The organism is Shewanella sp. 38A_GOM-205m, assembly GCF_000518445.1.
Lineage (GTDB): Bacteria > Pseudomonadota > Gammaproteobacteria > Enterobacterales > Shewanellaceae > Shewanella > Shewanella algae.
In genome coordinates this window covers 209914-227806 of the sequence record NZ_JADP01000001.1, presented here as the reverse complement: position 1 = coordinate 227806, position 17893 = coordinate 209914, and the positions used below count along the sequence as shown (strand labels likewise).

The window sequence follows — 17893 nt, the reverse complement described above, 5'->3', positions numbered from 1 at the left end:
CCCCCTGTCTATTCATGTCCAAGTCGCGTTTCAGCATGCCGTAGTAAAACGGATCTGCTCATAAACCCAAGTGACCCTCTGTTCCAGCTCTTGCATATTATCGGCCACGACAATAAACACCCCGGCGCGATCGGCATGACTGGTAACAGGTTTAATCTGCTCTCCTGGCTTGACAAAAAACTCCAGCTTTTTGACAAACTCTTGTTTGCTAACTTCAGCAACACCTTCAATGGCCAACAATTTTCCAGGCTCAGGAAAGAAGTATCGATTGGCAACCATCTGGTTAACCCTGGGGGTTAACGCCTCGAAGTCAGGTTTCTGCCCCAAGGCGATTTCCAGTGCCGTTTTCACATAGTTGATCCCCAGCCCGAGTGGTACCAGACTCTCGGAAAAATCCCCCCCGCTGAGGCGGGTGGCCACTTCTATCACCTTGGGACCATTCTGGGTATAGACGATATCGCCTTTAATCACCCCGGATGTTACACCCAAGGCATCAGCAACCTGATCTATCAAAGTCTCAACTTTGGTCCTTTGGCTTTGCGACAATCGGCTGGGTTGCCAACCGCCATTTTCAATGATGTAGGGCGAGAACCTCTGCAGCATTTCGTAATTGCGGTCCACAAACCCGGGAGTAACGCTTTTTCCCTGATAAAACAAAGTTTCGGTGCTGATTTGTGGACCAGGCAAATACTCCTCAACCATGACTTGACCGCTAAAGGATTCATTGACCGAACGCTCATAGAGCATCTCGATATCCATTCCCTCTGTAAGAAGGAAAACCCCTCTCGCACCCGAGCGGTCAACCGGCTTAATGATCAGCGGAAGGCCACGTTCAGCAATCACTTCCAAGAGCTGTTTCAAGCTATCTACGGCGCTGAACCAGGGGATAGGCAATCCATGAGCAGCGAAACACTGCTTCATTTTCAATTTGTCTGTTGCTATCTCTGCCGCCTGCAAGGGAATACAGGGCAAAGACAGATGTTCAGCCAGGGCCGACACATATTGGGAAATATCACTGCCCATCACGGCGACACCGTGGACAGGATAGGTCAACCCATCCACAAATTGCTTTAACGCCGGCAAGTCTCTGGTACTGACAACCGCATATTCATCGGCCAACGCAAACCCGGGGGAGCTGGGATTGCCATCCACAACAACGACCTTGAGCCCCATGCTCTTTGCGGTTTTGATTGCATACAGCTGATCTGCACTGCCGCCGAGCAACAAGATAGTTTTGCGCTCAGTTATCAAGAATGGCTCCTCCACTCACCGCCAGGATCTGACCGGTCATATACTGTTGCTCGTCCGATGCGAGCATAATGCAAGCGCTGGCAATATCTTCAATCCGCCCGGCCTTCTTCAACAACGTCATATCCAACACCCGGGCGCCTGCCGGAGAGTCAATTTCATCTGCAGTTTGATCTGTTCTAACCAAACCTGGCGCTACGGCATTCACCAGGATATTGTGCTCGGCACCGTACCGGGCCAGGATTTTGGTCAGGCTATTCAGTCCGGCCTTGGATACCGCGTAATGCACGGTTTTAGGCCCGTGATACTGTCCAGCCACCGAAGAGATATTGATGATGCGGCCACCACCGTTTGCCTTCATCAGGGGAAAGATTTCCTGGCAACAGATAAAAGGCCCTTTGAGATTGGTTCCCAAAATAAGATCCCAGGCCTCATCTGTGACTTCTTCAAACCAGCCCCTTTGATTAATACCGGCATTGTTGACCAGGATATCTACCCGACCGAAAACCTTTTTGCTCTCTTCAAGCATCGCCTTGATATCATCACGCTGCGAAACATCGGCCTTGACCTTCAGTACCTTGCGGCCCATAGCCTGGATCTGTTCCGCAACAGAATTGGCGGCAGCATCATTGGCACGATAGTTAAGAATGATGTCGGCTCCTTCGCTGGCAAACGCCAGAGCTAGCCCGGATCCAATGCCTCTGGAGGCTCCGGTTATCAGAGCCACTTTTCCCGCCAATCTACCCATGAGTGGTCTCCAGATACTCAGGCCAGCGTTGCCCAATTTGCTCATGAATTTGTGCCACACTGATCCCGGCTTCCTGGCTGCATTCCTGTTTACTGCCAGGGCGAACAAAGGCATCATTGACCCCGGTGCGCAATATTCTGACTCGAATATCTGCATCGCTGAGCGTTTCCAGTACCGCGGTGCCCAATCCGCCCGCCAGAACACTCTCCTCCAATGTCACTATATCCATGCCCGGCAACAGCAGCTCTTTGAGCCTTGCCTCAGGGAAAGGCTTGATACTCTGAATGCAAATAATGCCGAAGTCTTTACCAGACTGTTGCAGCTTGGATTTCAACTCCCAGGCACTGGCCAGGGTGTTGCCTAAAGCTATCAAATAGCCATCCCGCCCTTCGGCGGCCACCGACAGACCACAAGGCTCCATCTGCCCGGTAGCGGGTTCGGTTGCCAAGATGGGTTCATAAGGATGCAGGATCACCATAGGCCCCTTGGGCGCCGTAAGCCTCTGCGCCAGTACCTGCTCCGCTTCAGCAGAGTTGGCCGGATAGATAATCTGCATATTGGGGAAAGAGCGCAGATAGGGAATATCATATAGACCATGGTGGGTTGAACCATCATAACCGGCGAACCCGGCCCTGACTCCCAGCACTGTGACCGGCAGGTCCATGTAACAGGCATCGTGCAACAATTGGTCAAATGCTCTTTGCATAAATGTGGTTTGCATGCACACAACCGGCTTTTTCCCTTCCAGGGCCAGGCCACAGGCCATACCCACGGCATGCTGCTCTGCCATCCCCACATCTATGACTCGGTCCGGATAGGTTAAAAATAATTTGTCCAAAGACGATGCATAGGGCGTTGCCGGTGTGATGACCTCAATATCACCATCTTTTTGCATCAAGCTCTCAAGCTTTTCAGCAAGCACTACGGCATACGTTTTGCCCGCAACGGTAGGCGCAGCCCCTTGCCCTGTGACAGGATCAAACGGCATGGAAAAGTGCAACTTGTATGGATGCCCGGCAGCACATGCCAGACCGCGGCCTTTTTCGGTTTTCAGATGAACGACACAAGGTCGAGCCAATTGCTTGGCGGCCTCAAGAGCTTTCACTACAGCTTCAACATCATGGCCGTCAGCCACAGCGATATACTGATAACCCAAGCCTTCAAAGAAATGCCGCGACTTTTGCTGCCAATCTTTTCCCGTGGTGACGTTTCTCACGCCACCGACCGATGGCGCTATCGCCATTTCATTATCATTCAGCACCAAAACCAGTTTGAGGTCTTGCGCGCTTCCCGCGAAGTTCAATGCTTCAAATGCCATCCCTTCCACAAGGGAGCCATCGCCAATAACCGCAACCGTGGAAGCCGTTTCATCCCGAGAGCGCAGCGCCGAGGCGATACCGCTTGATAATGAGATAGATGTACCGGCATGAGACGCATCTATGGTGTCGTGTTCACTCTCTTCTCTGGCAATAAATCGGCTCATGCCACGATAGGTATTCAAGGAGTCAAAAGCCGGCATTCGGCCGGTCACCAGCTTATGGGTATATCCTTGGTGGCCGGTATCGAATATGATTTTGTCTCTTGGTGAATCAAACACATAGTGAATAGCCAGCGTCATTTCCACCACAGAGAGGTTGGCGCCAATATGCCCACCAGTGGCAGATATTTTCTCGATAAGAAAATGGCGAATAGCGTCAGCCTGAGAGGCCAAGGCAGCTACAGGTAACGCCTTGAGTTCGGTTGGAGAGGTTGCAAACGGTTTGCAGGCATTATTTGCCATAGAAGTTAATCCTCAGCAATTATCGAATAGGATTGATACAGACCAACACAGTGTTTGTACCGTAAGGATCGGCATTATCGTAGATAATCCCGGCCTTGATCCCTATAACCTTGACGATATGAAAATATTCGCCGACCAGCTTCAGGAGATAGTCCAAGTCATATTCCACCAAATGACAGGCATTAACGGGAATATGTCCCAGACTATTTTGAGGCGTACTCAACACCAGCATGCCCCCGGGGCGAATAATACGCTTGAGCTCACTGAGACACTCACGTTCAGGTACATGTTCCAGTGTTTCAAAGCTGGTGACCGCATCATAGCTGTTATCCGCAAAAGACATGGCGGTGATATCTTCAACAAAGAAATCCACGTTCTTTTGTGGTGAGTGTGCTTTGGCAAAGGCAACACTTTCCGGATCCAAATCGGCTCCGTGCACTTGCGCCAGACTCTCGGACATCATCCTCACGCCATACCCATCGGCACAGGCGATATCCAATACTTTCATATTGGGTTTCAAATAACGGAGCGCCAGTTCGTAATGAAAGCCCAACCTGTCTCCCGAGGCTATCCGCTTACCATTGACCTCCTGGCGGGGGATCTCGTAAATAGCATTGGCCAGACGTCGACACTCAGACAGGTATTCATCCGAATAACTCGGGGTTGAAAGCAGGTACTCAAAACTGAATTCATGCCTGTTGAGGGCAAAATAACATTTGGGATGGACGTGAAACTTGGCATCTTCCGGAGCCTGCAATTGAGTGACAAGTTTTCTCAGCGCGCCGACTCTAAACACTTCGGAACTGAAATGGACCGGAAAATCATCGGGTAACTTAACGCAATCCAACTGACGGCTTTGAGCCAGCGCCAACATTTCCTTGCTGAGTTCCGTATCAAAACAGAAGTGGATGCCATCTGCCCTTAAAATGTAATCCTCATCATCGAGATCTTCTGCGGCCGCCAGCATTCGCTTTAGCGGGCTTTCATCATAGCCATAAAATGCAGTTAATCTGGGATCATTCAAGTCACTGACAATCTGATCCAAGGCGCCACTTCGATCAAATTCCGGCGCAGCAAGATGTACCTCATACTCAGGGAAAGCACTCAGGGCACGCTTAACGGTTCTGACAACGGCGATTTCGCCATCAACCAGTCCCATACATATATCGGTTCCCCCGGCCCAAGAGCGGGAGCTGGCCTGAATCAGTACTCTGACCTTATTCATTGTTATCTCCTTGTTTTGTCGCGTCTGACTAGACCTTTCTGGCAAATAAAACTACTTCTCTTCCCAAGCCGGCATTGGCCAAGGCTTGATAGAAGGCCCGTTTACTAGAGTTACGACCTGCTTTGTTCAATTGTGTATCGAATCTGATCCGTTTTTGATGACACGCCCGCCCCAACTGGCCGTCATCAACATAGTTGTCACCCATGAGTAAAAACATATCCATCGGAAATGTGGTTTCTTTCAGGAAGACGTCGAACCCCATCTTTTCAAGTAAGTTACCGAGTGAGTCAAAATCAAAGAAATTCAGATGATGGGGCGGAGCAACCCACCAGGGGCGATATCCCTCAATCTCTCTCAGTGTCTCTTGAAAGGGGTTATAGTCGTTGGGGACAACAACGCATAGCACTCCCCCGGAAACCAAAGCCTCCCTCATTAAGGCTAACATTTCGATGGGATTGGGAATGTGTTCCAGCACGGCGTTCGCGTGGATAGCGTTAAACTTACCCAGTTTGGCAGCGCTACTTTCGGTGAAGAAGTCCTCAACAACCTCTGTACCCAAGCTGCGGGCATGTTCACAAGCCCTAACAGAGGGTTCTATGCCGATGGCTGACCAACCGCGTTGCTGGCCGTGTTGGATGAAAAACCCCGGACCGGAACCCACATCCAGTATTCTGCGCTCATTCTCCGGCAAGCAATCTTCCAAAGTATCAAATCTATCAGAATACACTTGCTGCCACCATTGGCTATCTGCAGTACCTTCCTTGATAAACAATGGCTTATCACTGACATAGTATTCGTGCCGGTATACGGTTTCCAGCTCGGCTGCTGTGGGTAGCGGGTGCACATGTTTAAAACCACACACTTGGCAATCTATGACCTGAAACCCGTCGACCTCGTCGAGTAATGGGCCAGAGTGCTTATCACAACCAATTGATACCATGTGCTTTCCTCAATGCAATATGTGTCACTAATCCAACGCTGTCCGTATTGAATGCAAGTTATAAGCCAGGACTTATATATTCCTGGTTATCGGCCTCATTCACTCGGAATTGAATAATCTGTATCTAGTTTAGCGAGTTAAAGCGGGTAAAAGCGACTACTAACCTCGGATGGGCTTATCAAGTTGTTACTGGTCATCTCCATCGCATTTGTTATTATTCAAACATATACAGCTTTGACATCGACAAATGACCAGCCAAGCATCCATGCCAGCTTCAAACATACGGGTAGCCCTATACACGGTTTTTCACCTCAACCTGGCGTTTTCCTCCGTTGAAACAGAGCAGCACTCTGAGGTGGTAAAACGCTGCTACTGGCCATTGTTGCAATTGGCTGAGCGGGGCATACCCGTGGGACTGGAACTGACCGCTTATACACTCGAGTGTATCAACGCGGTAGACCCGGCCTGGGTAATTCGCTTTAAACAACTGTTGGAGCAACAAAAATGCGAGCTGGTTGCCAGCGGCGACAGTCAAATCATAGGGCCGCTGATCCCGGCCGAGGTCAATTGTGCCAACTTGAGGCTGGGTCAAGAGGCTTATCAGCGCCTGTTGGGCATAAGCCCCAGACTCGCCTATCTCAATGAACAAGCGGTTTCAGCCGGCTTGCTTGATATCTACATAGATGAAGGCTTCGAAGCCGTGGTGGTGGAGTGGGACAATCCCTTTTCCCATAACCCAGAGTGGCAACGAGAGCGGCTAATGCGGCCACAATCGTTAAAGAGCGCCAGCGGCCGACAGATCAAGGTCATCTGGAACCATGCCATCGCCTTTCAAAAATTCCAGCGCTATGTTCACGGCGAGCTAACTCTGGAAGATTATCTGCAATATCTGCGCAAGGTGTTGAAACCCGGCACTATGGCATTTCCGGTTTATGGCAGCGACGCCGAAGTGTTTGACTTCCGTCCCGGGCGCTACCATACCGAAGCCGAGCCAATAAGCGGCGAATGGCAGCGCATAGCGCAGTTGTTCATGGCCCTCAATGACCTGGACGGCTACCAGTGGAGCCTCCCCTCCAAGCTGCTGCAACATTGGCAAGGCTTAGAACCCCTGGCACTCACCAATGCCCAGCACCCGGTTTCGGTCAAGAAACAGGCCAAATACAACATTACCCGTTGGGGACTGAGCGGCCGCAATGATCTCCACCTCAATAGCCTTTGTTACCAAAGGCTGGCCGAGCTTAAGGCGCAGCCCAATACAGACGATACGAGTTGGCGGGACTTGTGCCGCCTCTGGGCCAGCGATCTCAGAACCCACCTGACCCAAGCGCGCTACGAGGCGCTGGCATTGACCCAGATGGCTTCGGCCGCGCCAACATTTAGGCCCTGGCAAACCCGTAAAGACATCCACATTCATTATGATGAGGCCAGACGCAGGCTGGAGGTGCAAACCCCGGACATCAGGCTGACACTCAACGGCAACCGCGGTCTGGCAATTGATACGCTGGCCTTTGCCAGCCATGACTTTGAAGCGGTTGTAGGTACCCTATCACACGGCTACTTCGACCATATTAGCTATGGCGTCGATTTTTACAGCAATCATCTCCTGCTGGAGCGTTTTCGCGACCGCGACAGAGTGGCCGATCTCAATCGGGTGGAATACCAGCTAGGGGAGCAAGACGGCTGCCTGGTCATCTATTGCCGCCAAGCACTCAAGAGCGGCGCGATATTAAAATGGTATCGGCTCGAAGGTGAGCGCCTCTTTAGCGGCTTTCATTTCGAAGAGAGCAGCCGCCCGGAAGCCTCGGTACGCTTGGGCTTTATGACCCTGCTCGATTGTGAGCAGCGAGCCTGGTATCAGACCCGTCTCGGTGGCCACAGGGATGAATATTTCCAGATAACCAGTGACATGGATCAGGGCGCGCCAATCTCCTCGATTGTCTCCTCATCCAGCGCTTTGGGGGCAACCTCAGGCTCCATCTGTTTTGGCACCCGGGCAAGAGGCATTCGCATTGACTGGAACCCCGCGCTTTGTGCCGCCTTGCCGATGATTTCCAGCAAAAAAATCGATGAACAGTATCTGAATCGGCTGTGGTTCTCGCTGGCTGAGGCCGATGAAACCCTCAAACCCGGCGGGCAACTGTTGAGCCTTGAGCTGTGCATCAGTCCAGATAACCAAACCTCTCACCCTTCGGCAACAGAAACACCCAAAACAGAGGAACAGCCGCTATGACCAAGACACTTGCCATTGTCGGGGCCAGGCTCAACTCCAGTCGCCTGGCGGGGAAGCACTTATTGCCACTGGCCGGCGAACCCATGATTAGCCATATTTGGCGCAGGCTGATGCAATGCCAAGAAGTAAATGACTGTGAACTGGCCACAACCGCAGATGACTTTAACCGCCCGCTGCTGGATTGGGCTGCTGAACATAGCGTCGAATGTCATCCCTATGAAGGCGATGTCAACGACCTGATGGCAAGGCTTGATAGCATAATCCAAAGGCAAGATCCGGATTATATTCTCTACGTCTGCGGTGATTGTCCGCTGATAGATCCCGGCTTTATCGACCATGGGCTGAAAGCGCTCAAGGCATCGGGGAAAGACAGCATTGAACTGAACCCAGGCGTTGTTTCAATACATGAAGGGATGGCCTTCTATAGCCGCCGAGGCTGGGACAAATTGATGTCGGTCAGTCAATGCGCCATGTCCAGAGAACACGTAGGCTATGGGGATAAGTTAACCCCGATACTCGAACGTTTGAGCATTCCCGACAGCGGTGACTATTCAAAAGTCCAGCAGCGAATCTCTGTCGATACCCAGGCCGATTACCGCTTCATGACTGAGGTCTACCGCCGCTGGTACGCCGAGCATCCGGCAGACTCCATCGTTAGCCTCGCCTGGGTTCAGGAGCAACTGCTCATCGACCCGGCCTTGAGCGCCATCAACGCCCATGTGCAGCAAAAAGCCGCCGATCGTCAATACGCCAAGGCCAGCATCTATTGTCACTTGGGAGCGGATATCGGCCTGGGACACTTCAAGCGCGCCGAGTTGATCGCCGATGCCTTGCAGGAGTATCTGGCCATAGGTGCCCAAGTTCATGCGCTCTACGAAGGCTCGACACCTAACCCACTCGCCCAGACATCATCGGCAAAAGTCACTTGGTATCAAACAGAAGCGGAATGGCTTACCGCGTTAAAGGCCGATGCCAACCCGCTGATCATACTGGATCTCCACCCGGATTTTATCGCTCTACCTGCCATCAAGCAGGCGCTGCAAAACTTAAGACACAAGGGACGCAAACTTGTCGGCATAGACAAACTGGCGCCGCTGTTATCTGAGTTGGATTGGCTGTTCATTCCCAGCTTCAATACCTCACTGCAACATCCCAAGGTATCTTCCGGCTGGCAAAACTACCTGTTCAGTCCCCTTCCCCAAAGGCCGAAGAAGCCTCAAATTTTGGTATTGACCGGCGGCAGCGATGCCCTGGGCTATGGCCAAGCGTTGCCAGGGTTACTGAGTCAACTGCATACCGATTGGCCGATAGTCTGGATCCAGGGGCCATTGGCACCTAGGCCACTATTGCCCGCCGGGTGCAATATCCGGGTGTTTAAAAATCCGGAAAATCTCAAGCAATGGATTGCCGAATCCGAAGTGGTGCTGAGCTGTTATGGCTTGTCGCTGTTTGAATCCATCTATGCGAGGGCGGCGACTTTGCTGCTGCCGCCAAGGCATCTGTGCGATGACGCCGAGCTGGCACTGCTGGAAAAAACGCAATCTTGCCTTATCAGCGACTCGCTCTCGGATGCCATTCACAAACTGGAACTGTTGCTCAGTGATGCCAAAGTGCGCGAAAATTTGCAAACAGAGGCCGCCAGGGTATTTGCCAACCATGGCGGCATCAAGCAGTTGATGGCTGAAATAAGCTCGCTACTAAAATAGTGACAAAGCTAGTTGTAAAGAGCGCGGCAAAGAGAGCGACAAAGCTAGTCGCAAAAAGAGTCGCAAAGGGTAAAGCAAACGGCAGCACGACAGTCTGCCAGTCCCAAGCTGACATTTTCGAGTTTACATTCAGGAGCTTAAGACGCCGCCCTGGTATTTAGGCTGGCGGTCAACTCATCAAGCACCTTTTGCTGGGCGGTTTCATCCAGAGCCGGATACAAAGGCAGAGTCAATATCTCATGATAAAACTGCTCTGCTGCCGGGAAATCGCCTTCTTTGAAGCCAAGAGAGAGGTAATAGGGTTGCAAGTGCACCGGGAAGTAATGCACGTGCACCTGAACGCCCCGCTCTCGCATGGTATCGAACACCTCCCGGCGCCGCCCGGCCTCCTTGAGGCGTATCATATAAAGATGACGAGCACTCACGCTACCTAGTAAAGGCTCCACGCTCACAACCGGCAACTTTGCCAGCGCTTGGCTGTAATAAGTAGCCAGTAGGTTGCGCTTGCAGACAAATTCATCCAAGCGCTTAAGTTGCGAAAGCCCCAGCGCCGCCTGCAGATCTGTCATACGGTAATTGAAGCCCAGGGTATGCTGCTCGTAGTACCAGTCGCCTTCGTCTGAACGCAGCATTTTGAGCGGTTCTTTAGTAATCCCATGGCTTCGATATAACCCAAGCCTAAACGCCAATTCGGGATCATTCGTCTGTGCGATGCCCCCCTCGGCACAAGTAATAATCTTGACCGGATGAAAGCTGAAAACCGTGATGTCCGAAAACTCACAGCTGCCAAGCTTCTGCCCCCGATAACTGCCACCGATACCATGGGAGGCGTCTTCGATGATCTTGAATCCATACGCTTTACCCAGTTCGGCGATAGCAGCCATATCACAGCAGTGACCACAGAGGTGAACCGGAATAACCACCTTGGGTAGAGTGCCTTCTCGTTTAGCCTGCTCCAGCTTGGCCTTTAACGCTTCAGGGCACATGTTCCCGGATTCGGGATTGACATCAACAAAGTCCACTTTCGCGCCACAGTACAAGGCACAATTGGCAGAAGCTACGAAGGTAATGGGGGATGTCCACACTCTGTCGCCTGGCCCGACATCGAGTGCCAGGCAAGCAATATGTAGAGCCGATGTGGCGCTGTTTACCGCAACGGCGAATTTGCCACCAGTATAGTCACACAACGCCTGTTCAAACGCCGGCACCTTGGGGCCTTGAGTCAGCCAGTCGGATTGCAAAACTTCAACGACAGCGTCAATATCGTCTTGGCTGATATTCTGTTTGCCATATGGGATCATACATCGGCATCCAGCTTGACTATTTCATCGCCGACCAGAAAATGAGGGTTGGTTCCCGAGTTATATTCAAATCCCATTGCTACCGGCTGCCCTGTCTCCCCAAGCGCATTGGTACAGAAATCGATTTCACGGCCAAAGAACCGGATGCTCGGCGTGATAACAAAGTGATCATCAAACTCCAGGGTATGGTGAGAGTCATCTGCAGGGCACATGATTTCGTGCATTTTCTCGCCGGGACGGATACCGATAACATCATGCTCCAGGTGCGGAGCATAAGCCTTGGCCAGATCGGTAATACGCACAGAAGGAATTTTTGGCACAAAGATCTCCCCGCCCTGCATCCGCGCAAAGTTCTTCAGCACAAAATCCACCCCTTGCTGCAGGGTGATCCAAAAGCGGGTCATCTCCGGATGGGTTATCGGTAAGGACTCGGCGCCATCGGCAACAAGCTTCTTGAAAAACGGCACCACAGAGCCCCGGGACCCCACCACATTGCCATAACGCACCGCCGCAAAACGTGTTTTGCTGCTGCCGACTATGTTATTGGCAGCAATAAACAGCTTATCGGAGGCCAGCTTGGTAGCACCATAAAGGTTGATCGGACTGGCCGCCTTATCGGTCGAGAGCGCGATCACTTTCTTCACTTTATTGCTGATCGCCGCCTTAATTACATTCTCGGCGCCATGGATATTGGTCTTGATACATTCCATCGGATTGTATTCAGCAGCCGGCACCTGTTTCATCGCCGCAGCGTGGATAACATAGTCCACATCCTGCATCGCCTGCATCAAGCGGTCACTATCGCGCACATCGCCTATAAAGTATCGCATGCAGGGATCATTAAACTGCTGCTGCATCTCGAACTGCTTGAGCTCATCACGGGAAAAGATAATTAAACGCTTGGGTTTGTAGCGAGCCAGCAGAGTTCTGGTGTATTTCTGTCCGAAGGAACCTGTCCCACCAGTAATGAGTATTGTTTGGTTGTTGAACATATATTATCCAGCCCTCTGCTTTTACGCTGACGATAAACCTGAATGGCTTTACGTCATCCTCTTATCCCGGTCAATATACAAAATCTGAGCCAAACCAGGCTATTAACCAACAACTTAAAGTATGCACAGTATAGGTTTCATTGTATAACAAAAACTTAGGAGACAAAGTCAAAAGCCGATTTTCAATACAGAGATCACTTCACCTCTTTGAAAACTGGCACATATCTTGAGATTATGGACTCAAGCACAGTAAAACGTCAGACAATTGGCGTCCAAGCCATCAGGGGCCCAGATGCAAAGCACTCCATCAGCCATGCTCAATACCTTTGCCGTTAGCCGTTTCAACGAAACCTATCTGCCTGCGATCAACCGGCAGATGTTTGAACAATTCGACTCGGCAAGCCAATATCGCAATAAATTCGCCAAGCAATTAACGGCTGAAGACACCCTTTATATCTTCACCGGCATGGATTCCGGCTTGTTGGCCAACTATATACTGTCTATGGAGCTTCCAGCCGGAAGCCGCTTTATCTTCGTCGAGCTTGCCGAAGTGTTGAGCCTACTCAATATTGACCTTCCAGATTCACTCAAGAGTAAGTTATGGATCACCACAGAAGCCGAATTGCCCGAGATACTCAAACAAGCCGGTAATGATATTTGTATCGCCAAAGGGCAATACCGCCATTACCACTCTATGGCCGCAGCAGCCGAGACGCTTCCCGAGTATATTTTGCTAAAAAGTGCTATTGCACAGGCATTGGATCACGAACGTTTCAATCAAGGTGTCAACTACAACCAGAAAGAGTTTGTACAGCGCCAACTGGAAAATGTCTGCGATAATCACTCTCCGGCAGAAATACTGCGAGGGCATTTTGAAGGGGAAACCGCCATTATAGTCGCCGGCGGCCCTTCAATGGACTTACAGCTCGATTGGCTCAAGGCCAATCAACAGAGAATGACCATATTCGCGGTTTCCCGCATTGCTGCCAAGCTCATCAATCACGGGATAAAACCTGACATAGTCGTGACAGTGGATCCACAGGCATTCAGCTTTGATGTCAGTAGAGAGATGATGCAATATCCCGAAGATTTTCTCCTGGTTCATTCTTACCACGCCCACCCTTGGATAGTGGGCCAATGGGCCGGGGAAAATCTCTATCTGGGTGACCGCTTCCCCTGGCAAACCCATCACAGCAATATCATCACCAAAGGCCCAACTGTTACCAACAGTTCATTATTGCTGGCAATAGAGATGGGCTTTAGCCAAATACTGTTTACCGGCATGGATCTGTGTTACTCAAGGCATGGCGTTTCCCACGCATCCGGCACTCAGGAAGCGAAATTGGGTCCCAGCCTTGGGCATATGTGTGAATGGGTGGAGACCTACAGCGGCTATCTGGCAGAGACCCCTCTTCAGTTACTCCATGCCAGGCAGGCGATTGAAGATGAAATCGCCGCCCATCCCCAGCATGAATATATAAACCTTTCCGAGGACGCCGCCAGAATAGCGGGCATTGGTTTTTGCTCTCACGAGAACATAAAACTACAACAGCGCAAAAAACCCTTGTCAGAGCGACTTTCAAGCTCAAACTTGGAACAAGTAAATAAGAAAGCCGATCTGCAACTGTGTTTTCAACAACTCGAACAGGCAAAGCAAAAGTTGACCCGAATTGAAAACCTTACCCATAAGGCATTCAAAGCCTGTCAGGCTGAAATCAATTCAAAAGCCCCTTCGAACAAACTGTTAAAGCAACTGCAGACCACAGAGGCCAAACTCAACAAAGACTTCAGTGACATGGCTCAACTGATCAAGTTTTATGGTTACCGGGAATTTTCAGCATTTCTAACCGCTCGCTGCAGCGACGAGTGGACTCAAACCCAAATGCAGCAAATGAACCTGGACTACTACCAGGCTTATTGTGTCATTGCCAAGCACTTGGGCGGGCTTGTTGACAGCGCCTTAACCCGAGTGAAATCCCGCCAAGAAGAACTCAGCCCGGATGCCAAACTCGAGTCACTGGCCAAGCAGTGGCAGCAGGATAACACCCCAGGCAGAGTGCATATTTGGCGGCAAAACCATCAAATACGGCCTCAGGAACAAACTCTGGCCGATGAACTCGATAAGAACTTCCACAGGATGTTGACTACTGCGCGCCAAGTTTATCGCGACGTCTTGGCCGACAGTAATACTCAGGACAGAATATTTGACAAGATAATGCTGTTTAAGAGTCAACGGCATCAACACGGTCTGCAGCAAATGGTGAATAACCTCGAATTCGTACTGCCGGAAAAACCCGAGCTCAAACGCCTCTATTGGCTGGCCAAGGCCAATTTGGAAGTACTTAAACAAGCCCCCGAACAAGCGCTGCATGCACTGCAACAGATAGATCAGCAACAAATAACCGAAACCGAGCTCAGAATGATTTCAGTGCTGGCGCTGCAGCTCAACCTGCTGCCTATGGCCGAAACCACTCTGGCGGAATTAAGCCACTTGAATGACAGTTTTCTGCCGCAATATGCCCACATTTTACGTCTCAGTGGTAAAGGGCAACAGGCACTGGAAACCTATCTGGATTATCTAGGTAAATATCCGCAGGATCTGCAGGTATGGCTGAAGTTAGCGCAGTTCATGCAGGCAGTGCAGCAGGATGAAGCCGCAGTCACGGCATTTCATAAAGTACTGGAGCTTGACCCGGATAATCTCAGCGCCAAGCAGGGATTAACCGAACTGCAAAACAGAAACTAAACGCCAAAGGCCGTTTCCTGCGGCCTTTCTTTTCCCCTTTAGCCACCGTTATAATGCCCCGGCAAATAAGCGCAGTTCCGGAGAACAAAACTTGAATCACAGCTATATTCCACTCGATCAGTATCGCCGCAAATGGATCTTCAACCATAAGGATCTGCCGGTCAGCGACCAGGACAAGGCGGCCATATTGCCACTGGATCAGAAGAGTGCCATGGAAGTGTGGAATCGCTGGATAAGCAATAAGAGCAGCTGCGCCGAGGATTTTACCAAGGGCGACTGGGCCAGCCGCAGTTCCACCTGGCATCAAACGGAATACTGGCAAAGCCATTGGGACAGCGAAGACAACAGCCTGCCGGAACCTCTGGCCGAATTCATCGACTGGCCGGCGGATGCCCCTGTATATTTCTGTTATGAAAAGTATCAGGTGATCCAAACACGTTGGGAAGTCTTCGCCCGGAACTGGAAATGCTTTCTGTTTTTCGACGATGGTCCCATACTGATAAGCCCCAAACACAAGCAAGCCGTCTGGTTCAGTCAGGATGGCAACTTCAAAATGGGCCTACGCGGATAGTTTTGACAAGCGTTCAATCAACAGTAAAACCTTGTCAGTTCATTAAGATACAAGCGACCAAGAGAGCAAGAGAACAAAATGAAAAAAATAGCCTTAACCGCCCTGCTGTTGGGATTGTCTCTATCCACCACAATCAATGCCCGCGAAATTGCCGGTGAAAATATCCCGGAAACCCTCAGCATTCAGGCAGCAACCCCGCTTAAGCTCAATGGTGCCGGGGTACGCAGCAAGTTCTTTATGGATCTCTACATAGGCGGTCTCTATCTGCCTGCCAAGGCGACTACCACAGCCGATGTATTGGAGCAGCCACAGGCAGCAGTCAGCTTAAAGATAGTCTCGGGTCTTATCACCGCAGATAAGATGCGCTCGGCGATTACTGAAGGCTTCGATGACGCAACAGGCGGTAAAACTGAGGCCATACAGGCCGATATCGACCGTTTCATGAGCCTGTTTCAGGAAGAGATCAAAGAAGGCGATACCTTTCTCCTGTATACCAGCCAGGAAAGTGGTGTCAGTGCCTATAAGAACGGTGAATTGCAGGACACCATCGCCGGAGAAAACTTTCGCCGCGCGCTACTGAACATTTGGCTCGGCGATGAACCGGCCCAGAGCAGCCTGAAAAAGGCGATGCTGGCCAACTGAGCCTCTGAATGAATTTCCCGGGCCAATAGCTTATCAATGACCCGGTTGAATCGATGAAACTTGCCCGCTCCTGCGGGCAAGTCAATCAAAAACGATAGCTGAGATGGACAGCGCCGGCCAGATAGTTATCCAGCTCCCGCTTGATCTCCGGCTCGCTCAACTCAAGCTCGGGGTTGATGAAGTAACCCACATAGGCGTTGAGATTGAACCCTTGTCCCAGCTGCCAGCCCAAACGGGCGAAGCTGCTGATTTCCGTCAGCTCCAGTGTCTGTTCGTTTTCCCCCACCAAAATCCGCTCAGTCCGATGAGATGACCCCAACCCCAATTCCATCTCAGGCGAAATCCGATAACTGAACTCTATCCCGGCCGGACCGGTAAAACCTGCCTGAAAGGGGTTGCCCACCCGCCATCTGTCACTGAGTTGCCAATCGATAAGCAAGTAAGGAACTGTTCTTACCTCACTGATATCATTGAGATAAGCAACCCCAAAACCCAACATGTTACCCGAATCAAACCTGTGAACAGCACCGACGATGACACCATAGCTTCGGGCATCAGAAGAGGAAACCTCATCACTGTAAGCATACTGCAACTGAGGCGCCAACATCAGACTCCAATGCCGGTTCAGGGTATATCTCAGGCTGACAGAAGCCGAGTAACGCTGGGCCGAGTCAAACTGACTGGCGGCAAAAGCCATATCACTGGCGCCATTGGTTGGCAAAGCAGAGAAATCCCAATCCAGTTTGTCATAGCCAAGGCTGACACCCAGCCCCCAACGCTCATCCAGTTGCCAATCTCCGCGCGCGCCCAGAAGATAGCTGCGGCGTCCCAGCTCTCCACCACCATCAATATCCGTATCGGCATTTTCAATGGCCGCCAGGCTCAGGGTATAGCGGGAGGCTGGAGCCTCTGCGGCCAATAAGCCGGTGCTGGCACTGATAGCGCCCAGTAAGATAAATGCGGCCGTTTTTTTCATTTCATGTCCTTTTGCCGTTCAAAGAAAAGCCAATTATAACAGTACGCTATTCCAACCTATGCGCTTTGAGAAACAATCCCGCCGTTTCAATGCAATAATCCCTGTGTTGCGCCTCGAGTTGCCCTGTATCCAGCCCCAACTCTTTTCTGAGCCGCAGCTCACCAAACAACATTAGGCTCAGCCTCACCGCGGCCTGACGCTTGTTGCCGAAGTGGTACCCGCCATGACGCTCAACCTGGGTAAAGAAATCCACCAACAGACCCAACATGTACTCGGGTCCGGCATCGAAATAAAGCTGCGCCGGTTCTGGATGAGTATCCACCTGGGAAACACAGGCGCGATAAACCGTAATGGCATCCTCACTGACGATCAGCTCGCCGAAATACTCAGCAAACACCGCCAGTGCCTGCTCCGGCCGGGCAGCGTCGGCCAACAGCACTTCCGCAATCTGACGAACCACGCACTTGGATTCAATAGCCGCCACAAACAGCTCATCCTTACAACCAAAATGAGCGTAAACCGTTTGCTTCGACACCCCGGCAGTTTTAGCCACTTCATCCATGCTGGTATTGGGAAACCCTTGAGCGCAGAAGAGCTCGATTGCGGCTTCCAGTATCTGAGCCCTCTTCTGTTCACTACGACTTAATTGCTGAGTATTCATATCGTTATAACTAGTACCTAATTCGGCAACGCCTTGGAATGCATTAGACCACAAAATAGACTAGACAGTCCAGTTCTACCAAACTAGACTAGTAAGTCCAGTTTAACCTATCAATAACAATTGTCAG

14 protein-coding genes are annotated in these 17893 nt (G+C 51.1%); 5 read left to right on the top strand and 9 right to left on the bottom strand.

Annotation, left to right across the window (positions count from 1 at the left end):
* Nucleotides 1-30: 30 nt before the first annotated feature.
* Genes N512_RS0101000 through N512_RS0100980 form a run of 5 tightly spaced genes read right to left on the bottom strand, consistent with a single transcriptional unit; the run spans nucleotide 31 to nucleotide 5941 of the window.
* A complete protein-coding gene (locus tag N512_RS0101000; RefSeq protein WP_051472581.1) occupies nucleotides 31-1251 on the bottom strand; it encodes an ATP-grasp domain-containing protein in 1221 nt (406 codons plus the stop codon).
* The gene (locus N512_RS0100995) at nucleotides 1241-1996 is read right to left on the bottom strand and encodes an SDR family NAD(P)-dependent oxidoreductase (protein WP_028779107.1); all 756 of its coding nucleotides are present in this window, start codon (nucleotides 1994-1996) and stop codon (nucleotides 1241-1243) included. The genes N512_RS0101000 and N512_RS0100995 overlap by 11 nt, the downstream gene beginning before the upstream one ends.
* Nucleotides 1989-3776 carry a 1-deoxy-D-xylulose-5-phosphate synthase gene (locus tag N512_RS0100990; RefSeq protein ID WP_028779106.1) on the bottom strand — a complete coding sequence of 596 codons (1788 nt, stop codon included), beginning with the start codon at nucleotides 3774-3776 and terminating at the stop codon, nucleotides 1989-1991. The genes N512_RS0100995 and N512_RS0100990 overlap by 8 nt, the downstream gene beginning before the upstream one ends.
* Nucleotides 3777-3795: 19 nt before the next feature.
* Entirely contained in the window at nucleotides 3796-5001 is a 1206-nt protein-coding gene (locus N512_RS0100985) for a class I SAM-dependent methyltransferase (protein ID WP_028779105.1), read from the bottom strand.
* A gap of 28 nt (nucleotides 5002-5029) precedes the next feature.
* Complete coding sequence (locus N512_RS0100980; protein ID WP_028779104.1) at nucleotides 5030-5941, bottom strand: class I SAM-dependent methyltransferase; 912 nt, start codon at nucleotides 5939-5941, stop codon at nucleotides 5030-5032.
* Between the two features lie 265 nt (nucleotides 5942-6206).
* Here N512_RS0100980 and N512_RS21910 point away from each other — a divergent pair, with 265 nt between their 5' ends.
* Together N512_RS21910 and N512_RS0100970 are read left to right on the top strand one after the other, a co-directional pair.
* The gene (locus N512_RS21910) at nucleotides 6207-8171 is read left to right on the top strand and encodes a glycoside hydrolase (RefSeq protein WP_051472580.1); all 1965 of its coding nucleotides are present in this window, start codon (nucleotides 6207-6209) and stop codon (nucleotides 8169-8171) included.
* Nucleotides 8168-9877, top strand: a complete 1710-nt coding sequence (locus N512_RS0100970) for a cytidylyltransferase domain-containing protein (RefSeq protein ID WP_028779103.1) — start codon at nucleotides 8168-8170, stop codon at nucleotides 9875-9877. Before N512_RS21910 ends, N512_RS0100970 begins: the two co-directional genes overlap by 4 nt.
* 137 nt (nucleotides 9878-10014) lie before the next feature.
* On the opposite strand, the gene pseC is transcribed toward N512_RS0100970, so the two are convergent.
* Nucleotides 10015-11178, bottom strand: a complete 1164-nt coding sequence (pseC, locus tag N512_RS0100965; protein ID WP_028779102.1) for a UDP-4-amino-4,6-dideoxy-N-acetyl-beta-L-altrosamine transaminase — start codon at nucleotides 11176-11178, stop codon at nucleotides 10015-10017.
* Complete coding sequence (pseB, locus tag N512_RS0100960) at nucleotides 11175-12170, bottom strand: UDP-N-acetylglucosamine 4,6-dehydratase (inverting) (RefSeq protein ID WP_028779101.1); 996 nt, start codon at nucleotides 12168-12170, stop codon at nucleotides 11175-11177. The genes pseC and pseB overlap by 4 nt, the downstream gene beginning before the upstream one ends.
* A 292-nt stretch (nucleotides 12171-12462) precedes the next feature.
* Here pseB and N512_RS0100955 point away from each other — a divergent pair, with 292 nt between their 5' ends.
* From N512_RS0100955 to N512_RS0100945, 3 genes are all read left to right on the top strand, one after another.
* On the top strand, nucleotides 12463-14916 hold the full coding sequence (locus N512_RS0100955) for a 6-hydroxymethylpterin diphosphokinase MptE-like protein (protein WP_028779100.1): 2454 nt from the start codon (nucleotides 12463-12465) through the stop codon (nucleotides 14914-14916).
* Between the two features lie 91 nt (nucleotides 14917-15007).
* Nucleotides 15008-15487, top strand: coding sequence for a DUF2947 domain-containing protein (locus tag N512_RS0100950; protein ID WP_028779099.1), 480 nt, complete (start codon nucleotides 15008-15010; stop codon nucleotides 15485-15487).
* Between the two features lie 78 nt (nucleotides 15488-15565).
* Nucleotides 15566-16129 (top strand): chalcone isomerase family protein, encoded by a 564-nt coding sequence (locus tag N512_RS0100945; protein WP_025889854.1) that lies wholly within the window; start codon nucleotides 15566-15568, stop codon nucleotides 16127-16129.
* 85 nt (nucleotides 16130-16214) lie between these two features.
* On the opposite strand, the gene N512_RS0100940 is transcribed toward N512_RS0100945, so the two are convergent.
* Both N512_RS0100940 and N512_RS0100935 read right to left on the bottom strand, forming a co-directional pair.
* Nucleotides 16215-17105, bottom strand: coding sequence for a DUF6268 family outer membrane beta-barrel protein (locus tag N512_RS0100940; RefSeq protein WP_028779098.1), 891 nt, complete (start codon nucleotides 17103-17105; stop codon nucleotides 16215-16217).
* Nucleotides 17106-17151: 46 nt separating this feature from the next.
* A complete protein-coding gene (locus tag N512_RS0100935; protein ID WP_025009386.1) occupies nucleotides 17152-17766 on the bottom strand; it encodes a TetR/AcrR family transcriptional regulator in 615 nt (204 codons plus the stop codon).
* Nucleotides 17767-17893 lie beyond the last annotated feature (127 nt).